This window comes from Citrobacter sp. C348, assembly GCF_047467975.1.
Taxonomy (GTDB): Bacteria; Pseudomonadota; Gammaproteobacteria; order Enterobacterales; family Enterobacteriaceae; genus Citrobacter; species Citrobacter gillenii.
Genome location: NZ_JASJUJ010000019.1, coordinates 1 through 23,775 on the forward strand (window position 1 = coordinate 1; position 23,775 = coordinate 23,775).

General features: G+C 52.8%; 21 protein-coding genes, 1 pseudogene and 1 riboswitch. Of the genes and pseudogenes, 15 read left to right on the forward strand and 7 right to left on the reverse strand.

Annotation, left to right across the window (positions count from 1 at the left end):
- The 10 genes and pseudogenes from tuf to cspA all read left to right on the forward strand — a co-directional run.
- Window positions 1-169, forward strand: a pseudogene (gene tuf / locus QNN86_RS23195) (elongation factor Tu); the annotation flags it as partial.
- A 229-nt stretch (window positions 170-398) separates the two neighbouring features.
- On the forward strand, window positions 399-782 hold the full coding sequence (gene secE / locus QNN86_RS23200; protein ID WP_003033128.1) for a preprotein translocase subunit SecE: 384 nt from the start codon (window positions 399-401) through the stop codon (window positions 780-782).
- A 1-nt stretch (window position 783) separates the two neighbouring features.
- Window positions 784-1,329, forward strand: a complete 546-nt coding sequence (gene nusG / locus QNN86_RS23205) for a transcription termination/antitermination protein NusG (RefSeq protein WP_003033125.1) — start codon at window positions 784-786, stop codon at window positions 1,327-1,329.
- A gap of 155 nt (window positions 1,330-1,484) precedes the next feature.
- Entirely contained in the window at window positions 1,485-1,913 is a 429-nt protein-coding gene (gene rplK, locus QNN86_RS23210; RefSeq protein WP_003033122.1) for a 50S ribosomal protein L11, read from the forward strand.
- A gap of 3 nt (window positions 1,914-1,916) precedes the next feature.
- Window positions 1,917-2,624, forward strand: a complete 708-nt coding sequence (gene rplA / locus QNN86_RS23215; protein WP_096758782.1) for a 50S ribosomal protein L1 — start codon at window positions 1,917-1,919, stop codon at window positions 2,622-2,624.
- Window positions 2,625-3,042: 418 nt separating this feature from the next.
- Window positions 3,043-3,540, forward strand: a complete 498-nt coding sequence (rplJ, locus tag QNN86_RS23220; RefSeq protein ID WP_007704673.1) for a 50S ribosomal protein L10 — start codon at window positions 3,043-3,045, stop codon at window positions 3,538-3,540.
- A gap of 66 nt (window positions 3,541-3,606) precedes the next feature.
- Window positions 3,607-3,972, forward strand: coding sequence for a 50S ribosomal protein L7/L12 (gene rplL / locus QNN86_RS23225; protein WP_049842133.1), 366 nt, complete (start codon window positions 3,607-3,609; stop codon window positions 3,970-3,972).
- 320 nt (window positions 3,973-4,292) lie between these two features.
- Window positions 4,293-8,321: a DNA-directed RNA polymerase subunit beta gene (gene rpoB / locus QNN86_RS23230; RefSeq protein ID WP_096758781.1), complete on the forward strand. Its 4,029-nt coding sequence runs from the start codon at window positions 4,293-4,295 to the stop codon at window positions 8,319-8,321.
- Between the two features lie 76 nt (window positions 8,322-8,397).
- Window positions 8,398-12,621: a DNA-directed RNA polymerase subunit beta' gene (gene rpoC, locus QNN86_RS23235; RefSeq protein WP_115259738.1), complete on the forward strand. Its 4,224-nt coding sequence runs from the start codon at window positions 8,398-8,400 to the stop codon at window positions 12,619-12,621.
- A gap of 956 nt (window positions 12,622-13,577) precedes the next feature.
- The gene (gene cspA / locus QNN86_RS23240) at window positions 13,578-13,790 is read left to right on the forward strand and encodes an RNA chaperone/antiterminator CspA (protein ID WP_096758779.1); all 213 of its coding nucleotides are present in this window, start codon (window positions 13,578-13,580) and stop codon (window positions 13,788-13,790) included.
- A gap of 118 nt (window positions 13,791-13,908) precedes the next feature.
- On the opposite strand, the gene thiH is transcribed toward cspA, so the two are convergent.
- The 7 genes from thiH to rsd all read right to left on the reverse strand — a co-directional run bounded on the left by thiH (window position 13,909) and on the right by rsd (window position 20,017).
- Window positions 13,909-15,039 carry a 2-iminoacetate synthase ThiH gene (gene thiH, locus QNN86_RS23245; protein ID WP_181618100.1) on the reverse strand — a complete coding sequence of 377 codons (1,131 nt, stop codon included), beginning with the start codon at window positions 15,037-15,039 and terminating at the stop codon, window positions 13,909-13,911.
- Window positions 15,036-15,806, reverse strand: coding sequence for a thiazole synthase (gene thiG / locus QNN86_RS23250; protein WP_115259736.1), 771 nt, complete (start codon window positions 15,804-15,806; stop codon window positions 15,036-15,038). The genes thiH and thiG overlap by 4 nt, the downstream gene beginning before the upstream one ends.
- A gap of 1 nt (window position 15,807) precedes the next feature.
- Complete coding sequence (gene thiS, locus QNN86_RS23255; protein ID WP_096758776.1) at window positions 15,808-16,008, reverse strand: sulfur carrier protein ThiS; 201 nt, start codon at window positions 16,006-16,008, stop codon at window positions 15,808-15,810.
- Complete coding sequence (locus QNN86_RS23260; protein ID WP_182270613.1) at window positions 15,989-16,747, reverse strand: HesA/MoeB/ThiF family protein; 759 nt, start codon at window positions 16,745-16,747, stop codon at window positions 15,989-15,991. The genes thiS and QNN86_RS23260 overlap by 20 nt, the downstream gene beginning before the upstream one ends.
- Window positions 16,740-17,375, reverse strand: coding sequence for a thiamine phosphate synthase (gene thiE, locus QNN86_RS23265; RefSeq protein ID WP_181619526.1), 636 nt, complete (start codon window positions 17,373-17,375; stop codon window positions 16,740-16,742). The genes QNN86_RS23260 and thiE overlap by 8 nt, the downstream gene beginning before the upstream one ends.
- Window positions 17,375-19,273: a phosphomethylpyrimidine synthase ThiC gene (thiC, locus tag QNN86_RS23270; protein WP_182270612.1), complete on the reverse strand. Its 1,899-nt coding sequence runs from the start codon at window positions 19,271-19,273 to the stop codon at window positions 17,375-17,377. Before thiC ends, thiE begins: the two co-directional genes overlap by 1 nt.
- A gap of 81 nt (window positions 19,274-19,354) precedes the next feature.
- Window positions 19,355-19,477: riboswitch (TPP riboswitch) on the reverse strand.
- A 51-nt stretch (window positions 19,478-19,528) separates the two neighbouring features.
- A complete protein-coding gene (rsd, locus tag QNN86_RS23275) occupies window positions 19,529-20,017 on the reverse strand; it encodes a sigma D regulator (RefSeq protein ID WP_181618095.1) in 489 nt (162 codons plus the stop codon).
- 96 nt (window positions 20,018-20,113) lie between these two features.
- Between rsd and nudC the strand changes: the two genes are divergently transcribed.
- The 5 genes from nudC (at window position 20,114) to hupA (ending at window position 23,774) form a co-directional block, all read left to right on the forward strand.
- Complete coding sequence (gene nudC, locus QNN86_RS23280) at window positions 20,114-20,887, forward strand: NAD(+) diphosphatase (RefSeq protein ID WP_115259732.1); 774 nt, start codon at window positions 20,114-20,116, stop codon at window positions 20,885-20,887.
- 49 nt (window positions 20,888-20,936) lie between these two features.
- Window positions 20,937-22,001 (forward strand): uroporphyrinogen decarboxylase, encoded by a 1,065-nt coding sequence (gene hemE, locus QNN86_RS23285; protein ID WP_182270611.1) that lies wholly within the window; start codon window positions 20,937-20,939, stop codon window positions 21,999-22,001.
- A 9-nt stretch (window positions 22,002-22,010) separates the two neighbouring features.
- Window positions 22,011-22,691 carry a deoxyribonuclease V gene (gene nfi, locus QNN86_RS23290; protein ID WP_182270610.1) on the forward strand — a complete coding sequence of 227 codons (681 nt, stop codon included), beginning with the start codon at window positions 22,011-22,013 and terminating at the stop codon, window positions 22,689-22,691.
- 33 nt (window positions 22,692-22,724) lie between these two features.
- Complete coding sequence (locus QNN86_RS23295) at window positions 22,725-23,315, forward strand: YjaG family protein (protein WP_096758768.1); 591 nt, start codon at window positions 22,725-22,727, stop codon at window positions 23,313-23,315.
- A 186-nt stretch (window positions 23,316-23,501) separates the two neighbouring features.
- A complete protein-coding gene (gene hupA / locus QNN86_RS23300; RefSeq protein WP_096758767.1) occupies window positions 23,502-23,774 on the forward strand; it encodes a nucleoid-associated protein HU-alpha in 273 nt (90 codons plus the stop codon).
- Window position 23,775: the final 1 nt, after the last annotated feature.

Below are 23,775 nucleotides of genomic sequence, written 5' to 3' on the forward strand. Positions count from 1 at the left end.
GGGTACCATCGAACTGCCGGAAGGCGTAGAAATGGTAATGCCGGGCGACAACATCAAAATGGTTGTTACCCTGATCCACCCGATCGCGATGGACGATGGTCTGCGTTTTGCAATCCGTGAAGGCGGTCGTACCGTTGGCGCGGGCGTTGTTGCCAAAGTAATGAGCTAATTGCTGATATTATTTGACGCAATGCGCAATAAAAGGGCATCATTTGATGCCCTTTTTATACGCTGTCGAACCAGAACCTGGCTCATCAGTGATTTTTTTTGCCATAATCATTGCTGAGACAGGCTCTGAAGAGGGCGTTTAGTCCGAAACGCACCAGAGCATTTCGGTTTGGATCGCCTCGCGTACGCGGGGTGAAAATGTTTGTAGAATACTTCTGACAGGTTGGTTTATGAGTGCGAATACCGAAGCTCAAGGAAGCGGGCGCGGCCTGGAAGCGATGAAGTGGGTTGTTGTCGCTGTATTGCTGCTTGTCGCTATCGTTGGCAACTACCTCTATCGTGACATGATGCTGCCGTTGCGTGCGCTAGCCGTAGTGATTCTGATTGCTGCAGCGGGCGGTGTCGCGCTGTTGACGACAAAAGGTAAAGCGACCGTTGCTTTTGCCCGTGAAGCGCGTACCGAAGTCCGTAAGGTCATTTGGCCAACTCGCCAGGAAACGCTGCACACCACGCTGATCGTTGCTGCGGTCACTGCGGTAATGTCACTGATCCTGTGGGGACTGGATGGTATTCTGGTTCGCCTGGTATCCTTTATCACTGGCCTGAGGTTCTAAGATGTCTGAAGCTCCTAAAAAGCGCTGGTACGTCGTTCAGGCGTTTTCCGGTTTTGAAGGCCGCGTAGCCACATCGCTGCGTGAGTATATCAAGTTACAAAATATGGAAGAGTTGTTTGGCGAAGTCATGGTGCCGACTGAAGAAGTGGTCGAAATCCGTGGCGGTCAGCGTCGCAAAAGCGAACGTAAATTCTTCCCGGGCTATGTACTGGTCCAGATGGTCATGAACGATGCGAGCTGGCACCTGGTGCGTAGCGTGCCGCGTGTGATGGGCTTTATTGGCGGTACTTCTGACCGTCCAGCTCCGATCAGCGACAAAGAAGTTGATGCGATCATGAACCGCCTGCAGCAGGTTGGCGATAAGCCACGTCCGAAAACGATGTTTGAACCGGGCGAAATGGTTCGCGTTAGCGACGGTCCGTTTGCTGACTTTAACGGCGTAGTTGAAGAAGTGGATTATGAGAAGTCTCGTCTGAAGGTTTCCGTATCTATCTTCGGTCGTGCAACGCCGGTTGAGCTGGACTTCGCTCAGGTTGAGAAAGCCTAACAAGTCGATCAAAAAAGCGGCGATTTAATCGTTGCACAAGGCGCGAGATTGGAATACAATTTCGCGCCTTTTGTTTTTATGGATAGCATCCGTAAAACGAATTTTATCACGGGGAGCCTCTTTGAGGCGCTATAACCCAACTAGAGGAATTTAGAATGGCTAAGAAAGTCCAAGCCTATGTCAAGCTGCAGGTTGCAGCTGGTATGGCTAACCCGAGCCCGCCGGTAGGTCCAGCACTGGGTCAACAAGGCGTGAACATCATGGAATTCTGCAAAGCGTTTAACGCAAAAACTGATTCCATGGAGAAAGGTCTGCCGATCCCGGTTGTTATCACCGTTTACGCTGACCGTTCTTTCACTTTCGTTACCAAAACGCCTCCGGCAGCAGTTCTGCTGAAGAAAGCGGCTGGTATCAAGTCTGGTTCCGGTAAGCCGAACAAAGACAAAGTGGGTAAAATTTCCCGCGCTCAGCTGCAGGAAATCGCGCAGACCAAAGCTGCCGACATGACTGGTTCTGACATTGAAGCGATGACTCGCTCCATTGAAGGTACTGCACGTTCCATGGGCCTGGTAGTGGAGGATTAAGAAATGGCTAAACTGACCAAGCGTATGCGCGTGATCCGTGACAAAGTTGATACAACTAAACAGTATGATATCAACGAAGCTATTGCTCTGCTGAAAGAGCTGGCCACTGCTAAATTCGTAGAAAGCGTTGACGTTGCCGTTAACCTCGGTATCGATGCTCGTAAATCTGACCAGAACGTACGTGGTGCAACTGTACTGCCGCACGGTACTGGCCGTTCCGTTCGCGTAGCCGTATTTGCCCAGGGCGCAAACGCTGAAGCTGCTAAAGCTGCTGGCGCTGAACTGGTCGGTATGGAAGATCTGGCTGACCAGATCAAGAAAGGCGAAATGAACTTTGACGTTGTTATTGCTTCCCCTGATGCAATGCGCGTTGTTGGCCAACTGGGCCAGGTTCTGGGTCCGCGTGGCCTGATGCCAAACCCGAAAGTTGGTACTGTAACCCCTAACGTTGCTGAAGCGGTTAAGAACGCTAAAGCAGGTCAGGTTCGTTACCGTAACGACAAAAACGGCATCATCCACACTACCATCGGTAAAGTGGATTTTGACGCTGACAAACTGAAAGAAAACCTGGAATCTCTGCTGGTTGCGCTGAAAAAAGCGAAACCGACTCAGGCTAAAGGCGTGTACATCAAGAAAGTTAGCATCTCCACCACCATGGGTGCTGGTGTTGCCGTTGATCAGTCCGGTCTGACCGCGACTGTGGCGAACTAATATTCGCCTTTACGTGGGCGGTGATTTTGTCTACAATCTTACCCCCACGATTCTGTTGAAATAAACAGAACTCTATGCGAGTCATTTGAATTGTAGCAAGGCAGCAATTGAGTGAATCGCCGGGAGTGTAGTTAACTACATGACCGGTGTGAACGAGAGCAGCTAACGCGGCTACGGTTCAAAGGGCGAAGTCATAGACAAGATTTGTTCGTTGGAGCCTGGCCTATCCAGGCCTCCGTCGAAGACCGCAGGTGTTTCGAAAGAAACTTAATGCCCTGCGTAGACGGTGACAGAACGCTAAGATTATTTCTGATACTCTGGCTTGTTTCTGCTCACCGTATTAAGACGCTCTGTCCGTTGGGAAGAGTGAAGTGAGTTCCGGGACATGAGTCCCGGCAAACATCCAGGAGCAAAGCTAATGGCTTTAAATCTTCAAGACAAACAAGCGATTGTTGCTGAAGTCAGCGAAGTAGCCAAAGGCGCGCTGTCTGCAGTAGTTGCGGATTCCCGTGGCGTTACTGTAGACAAAATGACTGAACTGCGTAAAGCAGGTCGCGAAGCCGGCGTATACATGCGTGTTGTTCGTAACACCCTGCTGCGCCGTGTTGTTGAAGGTACTCAGTTCGAGTGCCTGAAAGACGCGTTCGTTGGTCCGACCCTGATTGCATATTCTATGGAACACCCGGGCGCAGCTGCTCGTCTGTTCAAAGATTTCGCGAAAGCGAATGCAAAATTTGAGGTCAAAGCCGCAGCCTTTGAAGGTGAATTGATCCCGGCATCGCAAATCGATCGCCTGGCAACTCTGCCGACCTACGAAGAAGCAATTGCACGCCTGATGGCAACCATGAAAGAAGCTTCGGCTGGCAAACTGGTTCGCACTCTGGCTGCTGTTCGCGATGCGAAAGAAGCTGCTTAATCGCAGTTATCTTTATCAAGCATCTGCTTACGTATAAACTTATTCTGATTTTCAGGAACAATTTAAATGTCTATCACTAAAGATCAAATCATTGAAGCAGTATCCGCTATGTCCGTAATGGACGTTGTAGAACTGATTTCTGCAATGGAAGAAAAATTCGGTGTTTCTGCTGCTGCTGCTGTAGCTGTAGCTGCGGGCCCTGCTGAAGCTGCTGAAGAAAAAACTGAATTCGACGTGATTCTGAAAGGTATCGGCGCGAACAAAGTTGCAGTAATCAAAGCAGTACGTGGCGCAACTGGCCTGGGTCTGAAAGAAGCTAAAGACCTGGTAGAATCTGCTCCGGCCGCTCTGAAAGAAGGCGTGAGCAAAGATGACGCTGAAGCACTGAAAAAATCTCTGGAAGAAGCTGGCGCTGAAGTTGAAGTTAAATAAGCCAACTTTTCTGGTTGCAGCCTAAGAAATTAGGCTGATGGCTGGTGACTTTTTAGTCACCAGCCTTTTTGCGCTGTAAGGCGCCAGTAGCATTTCACACTGTTTGACTACTGTTGTGCCTTTCAATGTTTGTTTCTATCGACGCCTTAATATATTGCGACAGAGCCTCCGCTCTGTGTAAATCGCAACGAAATGGTTTAAGCGTGATAGCAACAGGCATTGCGGAAAGTATTCGATTTTCCGGTCAACAAAATAGTGTTGCACAAACTGTCCCTTCGTCGGACAGATGGGTCGACTTGTCAGCGAGCTGAGGAACCCTAATGGTTTACTCCTATACCGAGAAAAAACGTATTCGTAAGGATTTTGGTAAACGTCCGCAAGTGTTGGACATACCTTATCTCCTTTCTATCCAGCTTGACTCGTTTCAGAAGTTCATCGAGCAAGATCCTGAAGGGCAGTATGGTCTGGAAGCAGCTTTCCGTTCCGTTTTCCCTATTAAAAGCTATAGCGGTAATTCTGAGCTGCAGTACGTCAGCTACCGCCTTGGCGAACCTGTTTTTGACGTTCAGGAATGTCAGATCCGTGGCGTGACTTATTCCGCACCGCTGCGCGTCAAACTGCGTCTGGTGATCTACGAGCGCGAAGCGCCGGAAGGCACCGTAAAAGACATTAAAGAACAAGAAGTCTACATGGGTGAAATTCCACTCATGACTGACAACGGTACCTTTGTTATCAACGGTACCGAGCGTGTTATTGTTTCCCAGTTGCACCGTAGCCCAGGCGTCTTCTTTGACTCCGATAAGGGTAAAACCCACTCTTCGGGTAAAGTGCTTTATAACGCGCGTATCATTCCTTACCGTGGTTCCTGGCTGGATTTCGAATTCGATCCGAAGGACAACCTGTTCGTACGTATTGACCGTCGCCGCAAACTGCCAGCGACCATTATTCTGCGTGCGCTGCAGTACACCACTGAACAGATCCTTGACCTGTTCTTTGAGAAAGTTGTCTTCGAAATTCGTGACAACAAGCTGCAGATGGAACTGGTGCCGGAACGCCTGCGTGGTGAAACCGCCTCCTTTGATATTGAAGCTAACGGCAAAATCTACGTCGAAAAAGGTCGTCGCATCACTGCGCGCCATATTCGTCAGCTGGAAAAAGACGATATCAAGCTTATCGAAGTTCCAGTTGAGTACATCGCGGGCAAAGTTGCGGCTAAAGACTACGTTGACGCATCAACCGGTGAGCTGATTTGCGCAGCGAACATGGAGCTGAGCCTGGATCTGCTGGCTAAGCTGAGTCAGTCTGGTCACAAGCGTATCGAAACGCTGTTTACCAACGATCTGGATCACGGTGCATATATTTCTGAAACTATACGCGTCGACCCAACCAACGATCGTCTGAGCGCGCTGGTAGAAATCTACCGTATGATGCGCCCTGGTGAGCCGCCGACTCGCGAAGCTGCTGAAAGCCTGTTCGAGAACCTGTTCTTCTCCGAAGACCGCTATGACTTGTCTGCGGTTGGTCGTATGAAGTTCAACCGTTCTCTGCTGCGTGACGAGATCGAAGGTTCCGGTATCCTGAGCAAAGACGACATCATCGAAGTGATGAAGAAGCTCATCGATATCCGTAACGGTAAAGGCGAAGTCGATGATATCGACCACCTCGGTAACCGTCGTATCCGTTCCGTTGGCGAAATGGCGGAAAACCAGTTCCGCGTTGGCCTGGTACGTGTAGAGCGTGCGGTGAAAGAGCGTCTGTCTCTGGGCGATCTGGATACCCTGATGCCTCAGGATATGATCAACGCCAAGCCGATTTCTGCCGCAGTGAAAGAGTTCTTCGGTTCCAGCCAGCTGTCTCAGTTTATGGACCAGAACAACCCGCTGTCTGAGATTACGCACAAGCGTCGTATCTCTGCCCTCGGCCCAGGCGGTTTGACCCGTGAACGTGCAGGCTTCGAAGTTCGAGACGTACACCCGACTCACTACGGTCGCGTATGTCCAATCGAAACCCCTGAAGGTCCGAACATCGGTCTGATCAACTCCCTGTCCGTGTACGCACAGACTAACGAATATGGCTTCCTTGAGACGCCGTATCGTAAAGTGACTGACGGTGTTGTTACCGACGAAATTCATTACTTGTCTGCTATCGAAGAAGGCAACTACGTTATCGCTCAGGCGAACTCCAACCTGGATGACGAAGGCCACTTTGTAGAAGACCTGGTAACATGTCGTAGCAAAGGCGAATCCAGCTTGTTCAGCCGTGACCAGGTTGACTACATGGACGTATCCACCCAGCAGGTGGTATCCGTCGGTGCGTCCCTGATTCCGTTCCTGGAACACGATGACGCCAACCGTGCATTGATGGGTGCGAACATGCAACGTCAGGCGGTTCCGACTCTGCGTGCTGATAAGCCGCTGGTTGGTACCGGTATGGAGCGTGCTGTTGCCGTTGACTCCGGTGTTACTGCTGTTGCTAAGCGTGGCGGTACCGTTCAGTACGTTGATGCTTCCCGTATCGTTATCAAAGTTAACGAAGACGAGATGCATGCGGGCGAAGCGGGTATCGACATCTATAACCTGACCAAGTACACCCGTTCTAACCAGAACACCTGTATCAACCAGATGCCGTGTGTCTCTCTGGGCGAGCCGGTTGAACGTGGTGATGTGCTGGCAGACGGTCCGTCCACCGACCTTGGTGAACTGGCTCTGGGTCAGAACATGCGCGTGGCGTTCATGCCATGGAACGGTTACAACTTCGAAGACTCCATCCTCGTTTCCGAGCGTGTTGTTCAGGAAGACCGTTTCACTACCATCCACATTCAGGAACTGGCCTGTGTGTCCCGTGACACCAAGCTGGGGCCGGAAGAGATCACCGCTGATATCCCGAACGTGGGTGAAGCTGCGCTCTCTAAACTGGATGAGTCCGGTATCGTTTACATTGGTGCAGAAGTCACCGGTGGCGACATTCTGGTAGGTAAGGTAACGCCGAAAGGTGAAACCCAGCTGACTCCAGAAGAGAAGCTGCTGCGTGCAATCTTCGGTGAGAAAGCGTCTGATGTTAAAGACTCTTCTCTGCGTGTACCAAACGGTGTTTCCGGTACGATTATCGACGTTCAGGTCTTTACTCGCGATGGCGTAGAAAAAGACAAACGTGCGCTGGAAATCGAAGAGATGCAGCTGAAGCAGGCCAAAAAAGACCTGTCTGAAGAACTGCAGATCCTCGAAGCTGGCCTGTTTAGCCGTATCTACGCGGTGCTGGTTGCCGGTGGCGTTGAAGCTGAGAAGCTCGACAAACTGCCGCGCGATCGCTGGCTGGAACTCGGCCTGACCGACGAAGAGAAACAAAATCAGCTGGAACAGCTGGCTGAGCAGTACGACGAACTGAAACACGAATTCGAGAAAAAACTCGAAGCGAAACGCCGTAAAATCACTCAGGGCGACGATCTGGCACCAGGCGTGCTGAAGATTGTTAAGGTTTATCTGGCGGTTAAACGTCGGATCCAGCCTGGTGATAAGATGGCAGGTCGTCACGGTAACAAGGGTGTTATCTCTAAGATCAACCCGATCGAAGATATGCCACACGATGCTAACGGTACGCCGGTAGATATCGTACTGAACCCGCTGGGCGTACCATCGCGTATGAACATCGGTCAGATCCTTGAGACCCACCTGGGTATGGCTGCGAAAGGTATCGGCGAGAAAATCAACGCCATGCTGAAGCAGCAAGAAGAAGTCGCCAAACTGCGCGAATTCATCCAGCGTGCCTACGATCTGGGTACCGACGTTCGTCAGAAAGTTGACCTGAATACCTTCAGTGATGAAGAAGTTCTGCGTCTGGCTGAAAACCTGAAAAAAGGTATGCCGATCGCAACGCCGGTCTTCGACGGTGCGAAAGAGTCTGAAATCAAGGAACTGTTACAGCTGGGTGGCCTGCCGACTTCTGGTCAGATCACACTGTTCGACGGTCGTACCGGTGAGCAATTCGAGCGCCAGGTTACCGTTGGCTACATGTACATGCTGAAACTGAACCACTTGGTTGATGACAAGATGCACGCGCGTTCTACCGGTTCTTACAGCCTGGTTACTCAGCAGCCGCTGGGTGGTAAGGCTCAGTTCGGTGGTCAGCGCTTCGGGGAGATGGAAGTGTGGGCGCTGGAAGCATATGGCGCGGCATACACCCTGCAGGAAATGCTCACCGTTAAGTCTGATGACGTGAATGGTCGTACCAAGATGTATAAAAACATCGTGGACGGCAACCATCAGATGGAACCAGGCATGCCAGAATCCTTCAACGTACTGTTGAAAGAGATTCGTTCGCTGGGTATCAACATCGAGCTGGAAGACGAGTAACTCTCGCTCAAACAGGTCACTGGTGCCGGGGTAAGACCCGGCGCCAGATTGTGCTAACTCCGACGGGAGCAAATCCGTGAAAGATTTATTAAAGTTTCTGAAAGCGCAGACTAAAACCGAAGAGTTTGATGCGATCAAAATTGCTCTGGCCTCGCCAGACATGATCCGTTCATGGTCTTTCGGTGAAGTTAAGAAGCCGGAAACCATTAACTACCGTACGTTCAAACCTGAGCGTGACGGCCTTTTCTGCGCCCGTATCTTTGGGCCAGTAAAAGATTACGAGTGCCTGTGCGGTAAGTACAAGCGCCTGAAACACCGTGGTGTGATCTGTGAGAAGTGCGGCGTTGAAGTGACCCAGACTAAAGTACGCCGTGAGCGTATGGGCCACATCGAGCTGGCGTCTCCGACTGCGCACATCTGGTTCCTGAAATCACTGCCGTCCCGTATCGGTCTGTTGCTCGATATGCCGCTGCGTGATATCGAACGCGTACTGTACTTCGAATCATATGTTGTTATCGAAGGCGGTATGACCAATCTGGAACGTCAACAGATCCTGACTGAAGAGCAGTATCTGGACGCGCTGGAAGAGTTCGGTGACGAATTCGACGCGAAGATGGGTGCGGAAGCTATCCAGGCCCTGCTGAAGAGCATGGATCTGGAGCAAGAGTGTGAAACTCTGCGCGAAGAGCTGAACGAAACCAACTCCGAAACCAAGCGTAAGAAGCTGACCAAGCGTATCAAACTGCTGGAAGCGTTCGTACAGTCTGGCAACAAGCCAGAGTGGATGATCCTGACCGTTCTGCCGGTTCTGCCGCCAGATCTGCGTCCGCTGGTTCCGCTGGATGGTGGTCGTTTTGCGACTTCTGACCTGAACGATCTGTATCGTCGCGTCATTAACCGTAACAACCGTCTGAAACGTCTGCTGGATCTGGCTGCGCCAGATATCATCGTACGTAACGAAAAACGTATGCTGCAGGAAGCGGTTGACGCCCTGTTGGATAACGGTCGTCGCGGTCGTGCGATCACCGGTTCTAACAAACGTCCTCTGAAATCTTTGGCCGATATGATCAAAGGTAAGCAGGGTCGTTTCCGTCAGAACCTGCTCGGTAAGCGTGTTGACTACTCCGGTCGTTCTGTTATCACCGTAGGTCCATACCTGCGTCTGCATCAGTGCGGTCTGCCGAAGAAAATGGCACTGGAACTGTTCAAACCGTTCATCTACGGCAAGCTGGAACTGCGTGGCCTCGCCACCACCATCAAAGCCGCTAAGAAAATGGTTGAGCGTGAAGAAGCTGTCGTTTGGGATATCCTGGACGAAGTTATCCGCGAACACCCGGTACTGCTGAACCGTGCACCAACACTGCACCGTCTGGGTATCCAGGCATTTGAACCAGTACTGATCGAAGGTAAAGCTATCCAGCTTCACCCGCTGGTTTGTGCGGCATATAACGCCGACTTCGATGGTGACCAGATGGCTGTTCACGTACCGCTGACGCTGGAAGCCCAGCTCGAAGCGCGTGCGCTGATGATGTCTACCAACAACATCCTGTCCCCGGCGAACGGCGAACCTATCATCGTTCCGTCTCAGGACGTTGTATTGGGTCTGTACTACATGACCCGTGACTGTGTTAACGCCAAAGGCGAAGGCATGGTGCTGACTGGCCCGAAAGAAGCTGAGCGTATCTATCGCGCAGGTCTGGCCTCTCTGCATGCGCGCGTTAAAGTGCGTATCACCGAATACGAAAAAGATGAAAACGGCGAATTCGTTGCGCATACCAGCCTGAAAGACACGACCGTTGGCCGTGCTATTTTGTGGATGATCGTACCGAAAGGTCTGCCTTTCTCCATCGTCAACCAGGCGCTGGGTAAGAAAGCTATCTCCAAAATGCTGAACACCTGTTACCGCATTCTGGGCCTGAAGCCGACCGTAATCTTCGCTGACCAGACCATGTACACCGGCTTTGCCTATGCAGCGCGCTCAGGCGCATCTGTTGGTATTGACGACATGGTTATCCCAGAGAAGAAATACGAGATCATCTCTGAAGCGGAAGCTGAAGTTGCTGAGATCCAGGAGCAGTTCCAGTCTGGTCTGGTAACCGCGGGCGAACGCTACAACAAAGTTATCGATATCTGGGCAGCGGCGAACGATCGTGTATCCAAAGCGATGATGGATAACCTGCAGACCGAAACCGTTATCAACCGTGATGGCGTCGAAGAGCAGCAGGTTTCCTTCAACAGCATCTACATGATGGCCGACTCCGGTGCGCGTGGTTCTGCAGCACAGATTCGTCAGCTGGCAGGTATGCGTGGTCTGATGGCGAAGCCGGATGGCTCCATCATCGAAACGCCGATCACCGCGAACTTCCGTGAAGGTCTGAACGTACTCCAGTACTTCATCTCCACGCACGGTGCGCGTAAAGGTCTGGCGGATACCGCACTGAAAACAGCAAACTCCGGTTATCTGACTCGTCGTCTGGTTGACGTCGCGCAGGATCTGGTTGTGACTGAAGATGACTGCGGCACACTGGAAGGCATCACCATGACCCCGGTTATCGAGGGTGGTGACGTTAAAGAACCGCTGCGCGATCGCGTTCTGGGTCGTGTGACTGCTGAAGACGTTCTGAAGCCGGGTACCGCGGATATTCTGGTTCCACGCAACACGCTGCTGCATGAGCACTGGTGTGACCTGCTGGAAGAGAACTCTGTTGACTCCGTCAAAGTACGTTCCGTTGTATCCTGTGACACCGACTTTGGTGTATGTGCGCACTGCTATGGTCGTGACCTGGCACGTGGCCACATCATCAACAAAGGGGAAGCCATCGGCGTTATCGCGGCACAGTCCATCGGTGAACCGGGTACACAGCTGACGATGCGTACGTTCCACATCGGTGGTGCGGCATCTCGTGCGGCTGCTGAATCCAGCATCCAGGTGAAAAACAAAGGTAGCATCCGTCTGAGCAATGCGAAGTCGGTTGTGAACTCTGCCGGTAAGCTGGTAGTGACCTCGCGTAACACCGAGCTGAAACTGATCGACGAATTCGGTCGTACCAAAGAGAGCTATAAAGTGCCTTACGGTGCGGTTATGGCGAAAGGTGATGGCGAACAGGTTACTGGCGGCGAAACCGTAGCAAACTGGGATCCGCACACCATGCCAGTCATCACTGAAGTAAGTGGTTTCATCCGCTTTACTGACATGATTGACGGCCAGACCATTACTCGTCAGACCGACGAACTGACCGGTCTGTCTTCTCTGGTGGTTCTGGATTCTGCAGAGCGTACTGCAGGTGGTAAAGATCTGCGTCCGGCACTGAAAATTGTTGATGCTAACGGTAACGACGTTCTGATCCCAGGTACCGATATGCCTGCGCAGTACTTCCTGCCGGGTAAAGCAATCGTCCAGCTGGAAGATGGTATCCAGATCAGTGCGGGTGATGCTCTGGCGCGTATTCCTCAGGAATCCAGCGGTACCAAGGACATCACCGGTGGTCTGCCACGCGTTGCGGATCTGTTCGAAGCACGTCGTCCGAAAGAGCCAGCTATCCTTGCGGAAATCAGCGGTATCATTTCCTTCGGTAAAGAAACCAAAGGGAAGCGTCGTCTGGTTATCACCCCGTTAGACGGCAGCGAACCGTACGAAGAGATGATTCCGAAATGGCGTCAGCTCAACGTGTTCGAAGGTGAACGTGTAGAACGTGGTGACGTTGTTTCCGACGGTCCGGAAGCACCGCACGACATCCTGCGTCTTCGTGGCGTACACGCGGTAACGCGTTACATCACCAACGAAGTTCAGGACGTTTACCGTCTGCAAGGCGTTAAGATTAACGATAAACACATTGAAGTTATCGTTCGTCAGATGCTGCGTAAAGCGACCATTGACAGTGCTGGTAGCTCCGACTTCCTGGAAGGCGAACAGGTTGAATACTCCCGCGTCAAGATTGCTAACCGCGATCTGGAAGCGAACGGCAAAGTTGCGGCAACTTACTCTCGCGACCTGCTGGGTATCACCAAAGCGTCTCTGGCAACCGAATCGTTCATCTCTGCCGCATCGTTCCAGGAGACCACGCGTGTCCTGACCGAAGCAGCCGTTGCGGGTAAACGCGACGAACTGCGTGGCCTGAAAGAGAACGTTATCGTGGGTCGTCTGATCCCTGCCGGTACCGGTTATGCGTACCACCAGGATCGTATGCGCCGTCGCGCAGCGGGCGAACAGCCGGCAGCGCCTCAGGTTACTGCGGAAGATGCATCTGCCAGCCTGGCAGAACTGCTGAACGCAGGTCTGGGCGGTTCTAACAACGATTAATCGTTGCTGACCGTAATGAAAAACCCGCCTCGGCGGGTTTTTTTTTGCCTGACATGCAGTCTTATGAATACTGTCAATAAAGACATGTCATTAAAAACAGTATTGACACTATTTTTTAAATCCGTATGTTAATACTTAACAGCAGAGAAAGAGTAGTTAGCTGTTAAAGCAGTAAGAGTTAGTAGAGTTCGATAGGGGGATTGCGATAAAGGCCACGAAGTATTTTGTTGTATGGGGTAGTCGACGTTGAAGTTATTTTATTTCACATCGACGATGCTTTAAGGCTACGTAGTTGATATATGTAATCGCAAAAAGTTAAGTAAGCGCGACGATGTAAGGCCATGATTTAAAAGTTAATGTTTGCGGTTTCCATTATTGAGCAATCGCAAGGGAAGTCAGGCAACGCATCAAAGAGTATATGTCGCGAGGGGAAGTGTACTTGTTTAGGCCGCCATTCTTGAGTGAATTCATCAAGCTGGCGAAATATGTTTAACGGTAAATAGAGGAAGGTTCGTTAGTAGCATTCTCCAATATTATCTGTGGTAAACGTGTACATTTAAAATGTAGTACAAACAGCAGTATCAAATTGTAAGTCAATTAATGTTAAATCTGAAGTTTGTAGTAACTTAAAGCCCTGGCTGCAACGGTCAGGGCTTTTATTATATATACATCAAGGTGTTAGCTTAGGCTCCAAACTAAATCAGCTCAATATTTCACCAGCTAAGGGCATTAAATAAATTAATGCTTGCGTAATGATTAGAAGTAAGGCTACCATAGCTGCATCGGTTTGGAACACAGACCTTATGAAAGCAGTTTTAGTAAAGCAGTTCTCAGTTCAAGCGTTATCCTCAGATACTCTTCTTCATGAGCCTCCTCCTAAGTGCCCAATAAGTTAATTTCTGCAAAACAGGCCATCTTCGCTGCATAAGCGGCTCAAAATATGAAAGGAAGTATCTATGTCTAACAAAATGACTGGTTTAGTAAAATGGTTTAACTCTGAGAAAGGCTTCGGCTTTATTACTCCTCAGGACGGTAGCAAAGATGTGTTTGTGCATTTTTCCGCTATCCAGAGCAACGATTATAAAACCTTAGACGAAGGCCAAAAAGTCGAGTTCTCCGTGGAGAACGGCGCGAAAGGCCCGTCTGCTGTTAACGTTATCGCGCTGTAATCGCCGATAATCTCACGAACGCTTACGATAGCGATGAAGGCCAGAGCCTGAGCAGATAAGTGATAGTGAATAAAAAAACCCGCGAAAGCGGGTTTTTTCGTTTTTACATCCGGATTCACTACATCTGTGACGCACGTCCGAGAAAACTATCCCAGTCTTTCCACACGGGCTGTAAACCCTGCGCACTGAGTGCTGCGGCAACATCTTCAGGGCGCCGATCATCATGCGGAGAAAACTGTTCCAGCTCCGGGTGATTGTCGGCATAGCCGCCGGGCTGCGTCTTTGAGAAGGCGCTGACGTTATTGATTGCTAGCGGAATGACGTGGTCGCGAAACCACGGTGATTCACGCGTGGAGAGCGACAGCTCGATGTCCGGTGCCAACAAGCGAAACGCACAAATGGTTTGTACCAGTTGACGCTCATCCATAATCGATGCCGGTTCAATACCTCCGGTACATGGGCGCAGGCGTGGGAACGAGATTGAATAACGGCTTTGCCAGTAATGTTGCTGCATCCATAGCAAATGCTCGGCTACCATATAGCAATCAACCCGCCAACTGTCAGACAAGCCAATCAGTGCCCCAAGGCCAATTTTGTCGATACCGGCGTGACCAAGTCGGTCCGGCGTTTCCAGCCGCCAAAAGAAGTCCTGCTTTTTTCCCTTCAGATGGTGCCGGGCATAAGTCGCCTCGTGATAGCTCTCCTGATAAACCATTACGCCGTCCAGGCCAAGCACCTTTAGCTCAGCATATTCAGCAACTGACAGCGGTTGCACCTCCATCTGTAGCGAAGAAAACTGACGACGGATGGCGGGTAAATGGCGGCGAAAATAGTCCATGCCGACCTTTGCCTGATGCTCGCCGGTGACCAGCAGCAGATGCTCAAAACCCAGCTCGCGGATCGCCGCACACTCTCGTTGAATCTCTGATTCATCCAAAGTTTTACGCTTGATGCGGTTGCTCATGGAGAAACCGCAATAGGTGCAGTCGTTAGCGCACAGGTTGGAGAGATACAGCGGTACGTAAAAGCTGACGGTATTACCAAAGCGTTGGCGGGTCAGCTTTTGCGCTCGCTGCGCCAGCGGCTCCAGATACTCGGCGGCGGCTGGCGAGAGCAGCGCCATCAGGTCATCACGACTCAGCTGTGCAGTGTTAAGTGCGCGCTCGACATCGGCGGCGGTTTTGCCGTTAATGCGCAGACGGATATCATCCCAATCCAGCCGTCGCCAGCGATCGCTGAAGGTTTTCATGCTGAGACCTCCAGAAATCCGGTCAATGGGCTGGTGGCGCAAGCATTGGTACTTCGGCTCCCCGGAACGGCCTGACGTGCCAGAAGGCCCGCTTCAACCGCCAGCCGGAACGCCGTCGCCATCATTACCGGGTCGTCCGCTACGGCAATCGCCGTGTTGACCAACACCGCGTCGGCCCCCATTTCCAACGCCTGCGTGGCATGGCTGGGCACACCGATCCCGGCATCAACCACCACTGGGACGGTGGCCTGCTGAATAATGATCTCCAGCATGGCGCGGGTTTCCAGGCCCTGATTTGAGCCAATGGGCGCACCGAGCGGCATGACCGCCGCACAGCCCACTTCTTCCAGCCGCTTGCACAGCACCGGGTCCGCGCCGCAGTAGGGCAGCACCACGAAACCCTGCTTCACCAGCGCCTCGGCGGCTTTCAGCGTTTCGATAGGATCTGGTAACAGCCATCGAGCGTCAGGATGTATTTCTAATTTCAGCCAGTGCGTCCCCAGCGCTTCGCGCGCCAACTGCGCGGCAAAAATAGCTTCATCCGCCGTTTTCGCCCCTGAGGTATTCGGCAGCAGCGTTACCCCTGCCTCGACCAGTGGCACCAAAATGGCATCGTTGTGCTGGCGTAAATCCACGCGCTTCATTGCCAATGTCACCAGTTGGCTACCGGAGGCGCGAATGGCGTCGACCATCAGTTGCGATGAGGCAAATTTCCCCGTGCCGGTGAACAGATGTGAATCAAACGTTTTGTCGGCAATACGTAGCATATCAACCCCCTGCAATAACCTGAAAAAGCAGGATCTGGTCGCCTTCCTGCACGATTTGCTGTTCCCACTGCTCGCGCGGCAGGATCTGTTGATTCAGCGCCAGCGCTATCCCCGGCTTGAGCTGATTAAGCTCTGCCAGCAGCGCGCTGATATTTTGCCCCTCGGCACACTGTACTGGCTCATCATTGAATTGGATCTGCATGTTGCCCTCCGCATACCGGACAACCGCGGGCGCGGCGTAACGCCAGGCTACGCCACTGGCTGGTTTTACCATCGAACAGGCGTAATTCACCGCTTAGGGTTTCAATACCGCTGAGAAGTTTGATGGCTTCCAGCGCCTGCAGGGTACCCATGATGCCAACGACCGGACCGACAATGCCTGCGGTACGGCAGTTGCGTTCGGGCTCGATGTCATCCGGCCACAGACAGCGGTAGCAGCCCTGTTCCCACGGCGGCGTCAGCACCATCAGTTGGCCACCAAAACCGACGGCACTGGCGGTGATGAGCGGTGTATTCAGCGTTACGCAGGCTGCGTTGATTGCCTGACGCGTCGCCATATTGTCGGTGCAGTCGAGCACCACGTCAGCTCGCGCCACCGCGTGCCTGAGCGCATCGTCTTTCAGGCGCTGCTGTAGCGCTACCAGTTCGATATCCGGGTTGAGCCGTGTCAGTCGCTGTTGGGCCATCTGGGATTTTGACCGGGCGATATCATCAGTCGTGAACAGGATCTGGCGCTGAAGATTACTCAGATGCACGTCGTCGTCGTCCACCAGCGTCAATGTGCCTACTCCCGCACCCGCCAGATACAGCGCGGCAGGGGAGCCTAATCCGCCCAAGCCAACAATCAGCACGTGGCTGTTGAGCAGTGTCTGCTGGCCCTCTATCGCAATATCACCGAGTAAAATCTGGCGGCTATAGCGCATAAAATCGCGATCATTCATCGCCTGCTCCTGCAATTGAAAGCAGCTGTGACGTGGCACCTCGCCAGTCAGCGGCCTGCGTGATGGCGCTGACCACCGCAATGCTGCCCACCCCGGTCGCCAGCACAGCCGGTGCCCGCTCGAGGCTGATACCGCCAATGGCGACAGTAGGGTAATCAGCCAGTCGTTCGATATGCGTGGCGAGTTGTACCAATCCCTGTGGGGCAGATGGCATCTGCTTGGTTTGTGTCGGGAAGACGTGACCCAGTGCGATGTAAGAAGGGCGAGCAGCGAGTGCCACGTCAATCTCCATATCATCGTGGGTGGATACCCCCAGGCGTAATCCTGCCACCTGAATCGCCTTCAGGTCGGTGGTTTCAAGATCTTCCTGGCCCAGATGTACCCCGTAAGCATGGTGTTTAATCGCCAGTCGCCAGTAGTCATTGATAAACAGACGGGCATCGTAGCGACGCCCCAGTTCAATCGCGGCAATCACGTCGGCTTCGACCTCTTCGTCGCGTTTATCTTTGATTCGCAGTTGGATAGTACGTACGCCTGCATCAAGCAGGCGTTCAATCCACGCAATGCTGTCGACCACCGGGTACAGTCCGAGGCGGAAAGGGACCGTTGGGAAATCAGGCTGGTACATCATGCCTCCTCTTTTTTGAGGTAGATTTCACCGCCTTTGGCGCGGAAGTTCTCCGACATATCCGCCATTCCCACTTCAATAGTCTGTGCGGCGGCGTAGTCGCGCACTTCCTGGCTGATTTTCATCGAGCAGAATTTCGGCCCGCACATTGAGCAGAAGTGAGCGACTTTGCCGGACTCCTGTGGCAGGGTTTCATCGTGGTAGGCGCGGGCGGTGAAGGGGTCGAGCGCCAGATTAAACTGGTCTTCCCAGCGGAATTCGAAGCGCGCTTTTGACATAGCGTTATCGCGGATCTGCGCACCCGGATGCCCTTTAGCTAAATCGGCGGCGTGCGCGGCAATCTTGTAGGTAATCAACCCCTGCTTCACGTCTTCTTTGTTCGGCAGGCCGAGGTGCTCTTTTGGCGTGACGTAGCACAGCATCGCGCAACCAAACCAGCCGATCATTGCCGCGCCAATACCGGAGGTGAAATGGTCGTAGCCCGGCGCAATGTCGGTAGTCAATGGCCCTAAGGTATAGAACGGCGCTTCATGGCAGTGTTCCAGTTCTTCGGTCATGTTGCGCTTAATCATCTGCATCGGCACGTGGCCCGGGCCTTCAATCATCACCTGCACATCATATTCCCAGGCAATTTTAGTCAGCTCGCCCAGCGTATGCAGCTCTGAGAACTGTGCCTCGTCGTTGGCATCCTGAATAGAGCCCGGACGCAGACCATCACCCAGCGACAGAGAAACGTCATAAGCGGCGCAGATTTCACAGATTTCGCGGAAGTGCTCGAACAGGAAGTTTTCCTGGTGATGAGAGAGGCACCACTTCGCCATAATCGAACCGCCGCGCGAGACAATTCCGGTCAGGCGCCTGGCGGTCATCGGCACGTAACGCAGCAGTACGCCCGCGTGAATGGTGAAGTAGTCGACACCCTGTTCGGCCTGCTCCAGCAGCGTGTCGCGGAACGCTTCCCAGGTGAGATCTTCGGCGATCCCATTGACCTTCTCCAGCGCCTGGTAGATCGGTACGGTGCCGATCGGAACCGGGCTGTTACGCAGGATCCATTCGCGGGTTTCGTGAATATAGCGACCGGTGGAGAGGTCCATCACCGTATCCGCCCCCCAGCGCGTGGACCACACCAGCTTTTCCACTTCTTCTTCGATGGAGGAAGTCACCGCGGAGTTACCGATGTTGGCATTGACCTTCACCAGGAAATTACGTCCGATGATCATCGGCTCTGATTCCGGGTGGTTGATGTTGGCGGGGATGATGGCGCGCCCGGCAGCGACTTCATCACGCACGAATTCCGCCGTGATATTTTCCGGCAGGCTGGCGCCAAAGCTCATGCCTGGATGCTGGTGGCGCAGCACTTCACTGCGAATGCGCTCGCGGCCCATATTTTCGCGGATAGCGATAAACTCCATCTCCGGAGTGACGATGCCCTGGCGGGCATAGTGTAACTGAGTCACGCAGCGGCCGGTTTTGGCGCGCTTAGGCGTCAGCAAGCCGTTGAAACGCAGCGCGTCCAGGCCATCATCGGCCAGGCGCTCTTTGGTATAGGCGGAGCTACGGTCGTCCAGCTCTTCGCTGTCATTACGTGCGGATATCCACGGCTGGCGCAGCTTTGCCAGACCCTGCTGGACGTTAATCACCACATCCGGATCGCCGTACGGGCCGGAGGTGTCGTACACCGGGATAGGTTCGTTCTCTTCGAACTGTGGGTTGTCTTTTGAACCGCCAGTCAGCGTCGGGCTGAGCTGGATTTCACGCATTGGGATACGGATATCCGGCTGCGAACCAGTAATGTAGATGCGTTTTGAGTTAGGAAAGGCGGTCCCTTCCAGGGTGTCGATAAAGTGTTGGGCCTGGGCGCGCTGTTCGCGGCGGGATGGTTTAGTAGTGGCAGACATAGCTCATTCCAAAAAAGTAAGGATATGGCTTGTCAGACGACGGATGAAGCAAGAGGGAAGATCGCCCATGGGCGATACAACTGTAGGTTTACTCTTGTTCCCTTCGCAGGTATTAGCCTGATCAGGTTCCGCGGATCCCGAATTAACGGTCTCAGCCTTTTCCACTCATGCTGCTGTGGAAAATAAGCACTCCGACAAGATAACGCCCCCTCCAAAGAGGGGACGCTTGTAAACTACGCGTTAATGGTCAGGATCTCAAGCAGGGCGTTTGATCATTGCGCTGTCATGTACCGCATCAAGCACCAGCATAATCAGCTTGTCTTCCAGCACAAACCGGGCTTCCAGTGCCTCGCCGATATCCGATAAGGCCTGTTGAAATTCAAGGAAATTATCGTGATCAATGGCGTTTTCCAGGCTGGAGTCATAGTCGTCCATAATCTGCTGTGTATTGGCTTCCAGCAGTGGCCAAATTTTTGTGGCTTTTAAAAGCTGCCCGTTCCCTTCCAATTTATGCAGAATACGTTCATAAATACTGAAGTGTCCGGTGGAGAGGTAGTCGACCAGGCTCTGACAAAAATCATCCAGCGCTTTTTCATTGAGCCGCATGTACGATTCTTTGCCAGGCTTAATGCCAACCAGATTGTAGTAAGCCACGAGCAGGTGCTTACGTACATGTAGCCAGCGATCAACCAGTTTATTACTTCCTCCGACGTGTTCCGTCAGGCTTTCCAGCTGGTTTAGCATGATTGACTCCGCAAGGTGGTGTTGAAAAACGGCTCACCGATAAATGTAAAAATAATGTAAACAACATGCCTGTGAAGCAAAGGTTGCGCAAGAGATATGGATCGTATAATTGAAAAATTAGACAGTGGCTGGTGGATCGTCAGTCATGAACAAAAATTGTGGTTGCCTCACGGAGAGCTGCCACATGGTGACGCGGCTGGTTTTGATCTGCTGGGTCAGCGCGGGTTGCCGATAGGCGAGTGGGAAGGTGAAACCGTCTGGCTGGTGCAGCAGCAGCGTCGCCACGATATGGGCTCAGTGCGCCAGATCCTCGATCAGGATGTGGGACTGTTTCAACTGGTCGGACGCGGCGTGCAGTTGGCCGAGTTTTTCCGTTCGCATAAATTCTGCGGTTATTGCGGCCATCCGATGCACCCTAGCAAAACCGAATGGGCGATGCTGTGTAGCCACTGCCGTGAACGTTATTATCCACAAATTGCACCCTGCATTATTGTCGCCATCCGTCGTGAAGACTCCCTGCTGCTGGCTCAGCATGTTCGCCACCGCAACGGCGTGCATACCGTGCTGGCCGGTTTTGTTGAAGTGGGGGAGACGTTAGAACAAGCGGTAGCGCGAGAAGTGATGGAAGAAAGCGGCATTAAGGTGAAAAACCTGCGCTACGTTACCTCCCAGCCCTGGCCGTTTCCGCAGTCTTTGATGACCGCGTTTATGGCGGAATATGATAGCGGAGAGATCGTCATCGACCCGAAAGAACTGCTGGAAGCGAACTGGTATCGCTACGATGACTTACCGCTACTTCCCCCGCCGGGTACCGTCGCGCGTCGACTGATCGAAGATACCGTGGCGATGTGTCGGGCTGAGTACGAGTAAAGAACGAGTAATGATACACTGACGGCCTGACGCTAAAAGGAAGATAAAAATGACCGAACTGAAGAACGATCGTTACCTGCGTGCGCTGCTGCGCCAGCCCGTTGATGTTACTCCGGTATGGATGATGCGCCAGGCGGGCCGCTATTTGCCGGAGTACAAAGCCACTCGTGCGCAAGCGGGCGATTTCATGGCGCTGTGCAAAAACGCCGAGCTGGCCTGCGAAGTGACGCTACAACCGCTGCGCAGGTATAAACTTGATGCGGCGATCCTCTTTTCGGACATTTTGACCATCCCGGATGCGATGGGACTTGGGCTGTACTTTGAAGCTGGCGAAGGCCCACGCTTTACCTCTCCCATCACCTGTAAGGCCGATGTGGATAAGCTGCCGATCCCGGACCCGGAAGGGGAACTGGGCTACGTGATGAACGCGGTACGTACTATTCGCCGCGAGCTGAAGGGCGACGTTCCGCTGATCGGCTTCTCCGGCAGTCCGTGGACGCTGGCGACTTACATGGTGGAAGGCGGCAGCAGCAAAGCCTTCACCGTGATTAAAAAGATGATGTATGCCGACCCTAAAGCGCTGCATCTGCTGCTCGATAAGCTGGCGAAAAGCGTCACGCTATACCTGAATGCGCAAATCAAAGCCGGCGCGCAGTCGGTGATGATTTTCGACACCTGGGGCGGCGTGCTGACCGGTCGCGACTATCAGCAGTTCTCTCTCTATTACATGCACAAAATTGTCGATGGCCTGTTGCGTGAAAACGACGGCCGCCGCGTGCCGGTCACCTTGTTCACCAAAGGCGGCGGACAGTGGCTGGAAGCGATGGCGGAAACTGGATGTGATGCGCTGGGTCTCGACTGGACGACAGATATTGCCGATGCGCGTCGTCGTGTCGGTCATAAAGTGGCGCTGCAGGGGAATATGGACCCGTCCATGCTCTACGCACCGGCACCGCGTATCGAAGAAGAAGTCGCCACGATACTGGCTGGCTTCGGTCAAGGGGAAGGCCACGTCTTTAACCTGGGCCACGGTATCCACCAGGATGTGCCGCCGGAACATGCCGGGGTGTTTGTGGAGGCGGTACATCGCTTGTCTGGGCAGTACCACCGCTAAGGAGTCACGATGGATCTCGCGTCGCTACGTGCCCAACAGCTTGAACTGGCCTCTGCGGTGATCCGTGAAGATCGCCTTAAAAGCGATCCGCCGGATCTGATCGCCGGGGCAGATGTCGGGTTTGAGCAGGGCGGAGAGGTGACGCGAGCCGCCATCGTGCTACTGAAGTATCCTTCTCTTGAGCTGGTTGAATATAAGGTGGCGCGTATCGCCACCACCATGCCGTATATCCCCGGTTTTCTCTCTTTTCGCGAATATCCTGCGCTGCTGGCTGCCTGGGAACAATTATCGCAGAAGCCTGACTTAGTGTTCGTTGATGGTCACGGTATTTCCCACCCGCGTCGTCTTGGTGTTGCCAGCCATTTTGGTCTGCTGGCGGATGTCCCGACGATTGGCGTGGCGAAAAAACGGCTGTGCGGCAAGTTTGAACCCTTATCTGCTGAACCCGGGGCGCTAGCGCCACTGTTGGATAAAGGCGAGCAGCTGGCGTGGGTCTGGCGCAGCAAAGCACGCTGTAATCCACTGTTTATCTCTACCGGACATCGCGTGGGTATGGATAGCGCGCTGGCGTGGGTGCAGCGTTGTATGAACGGCTATCGCCTACCGGAACCGACACGCTGGGCGGATGCGGTGGCATCGGAACGCCCGGCTTTTACGCGGCTTGCAGCAAAAACGCCCCATATCGGGTAAACTGCGACTAATTTCCGTATTCGAGAACTCATCATGTTACAAAACCCGATTCATCTGCGTCTGGAGAAGCTGGAAAGCTGGCAGCACGTCACCTTTATGGCCTGCCTGTGTGAGCGCATGTACCCAAACTACGCCATGTTCTGCAAGCAAACGGAGTTTGGTGATGGGCAGATTTACCGCCGAATCCTGGATTTAGTCTGGGAAGTGCTGACCGTCAAGGATGCGAAAATCAATTTTGACAGCCAGTTGGAGAAGTTTGAAGAGGCTATTCCGTCCGCAGACGACTACGATCTGTACGGCGTTTATCCGGCGATTGACGCCTGTGTTGCCCTGAGCGAAGTCATGCATTCTCGTCTGAGCGGTGAAACGCTGGAACACGCGATTGAAGTCAGTAAGGCTTCGATTACCAGCGTCGCGATGCTGGAAATGACGCAAGCGGGTCGCGAAATGACCGATGAAGAGCTGAAAGAGAACCCTGCCGTTGAGCAAGAATGGGATATTCAGTGGGAAATATTCCGACTTTTAGCCGATTGCGAAGAACGCGATCTTGAGCTGATAAAAGGGCTGCGTGCAGACCTGCGCGAGGCTGGCGAGAGCAATATTGGTATAATTTTTCAGCAATGACACCACAAAACGTGATTTAACGCCTGATTTGTCGTGCCTGAAGGCTTCCCATCCGCCCCCCGTCTGGTCTACATTTGGGGGGCGAAGAAAAGTGGCTATCGGTGCGTGTATGCAGGAGAGTGCTTTTCTGGCATTTCCGTCGCACTCGATGCTTAGCAAGCGATAAACACATTGTAAGGATAACTTATGAACAAGACTCAACTGATTGATGTAATTGCAGACAAAGCAGAACTGTCCAAAACACAGGCTAAAGCTGCTCTGGAATCCACTCTGGCTGCTATTACTGAGTCTCTGAAAGAAGGCGATGCTGTACAACTGGTTGGTTTCGGTACCTTCAAAGTGAACCACCGCGCTGAGCGTACTGGCCGCAACCCGCAGACCGGTCAAGAAATCAAAATCGCCGCAGCTAACGTACCGGCATTTGTTTCTGGTAAAGCACTGAAAGACGCGGTTAAGTAAT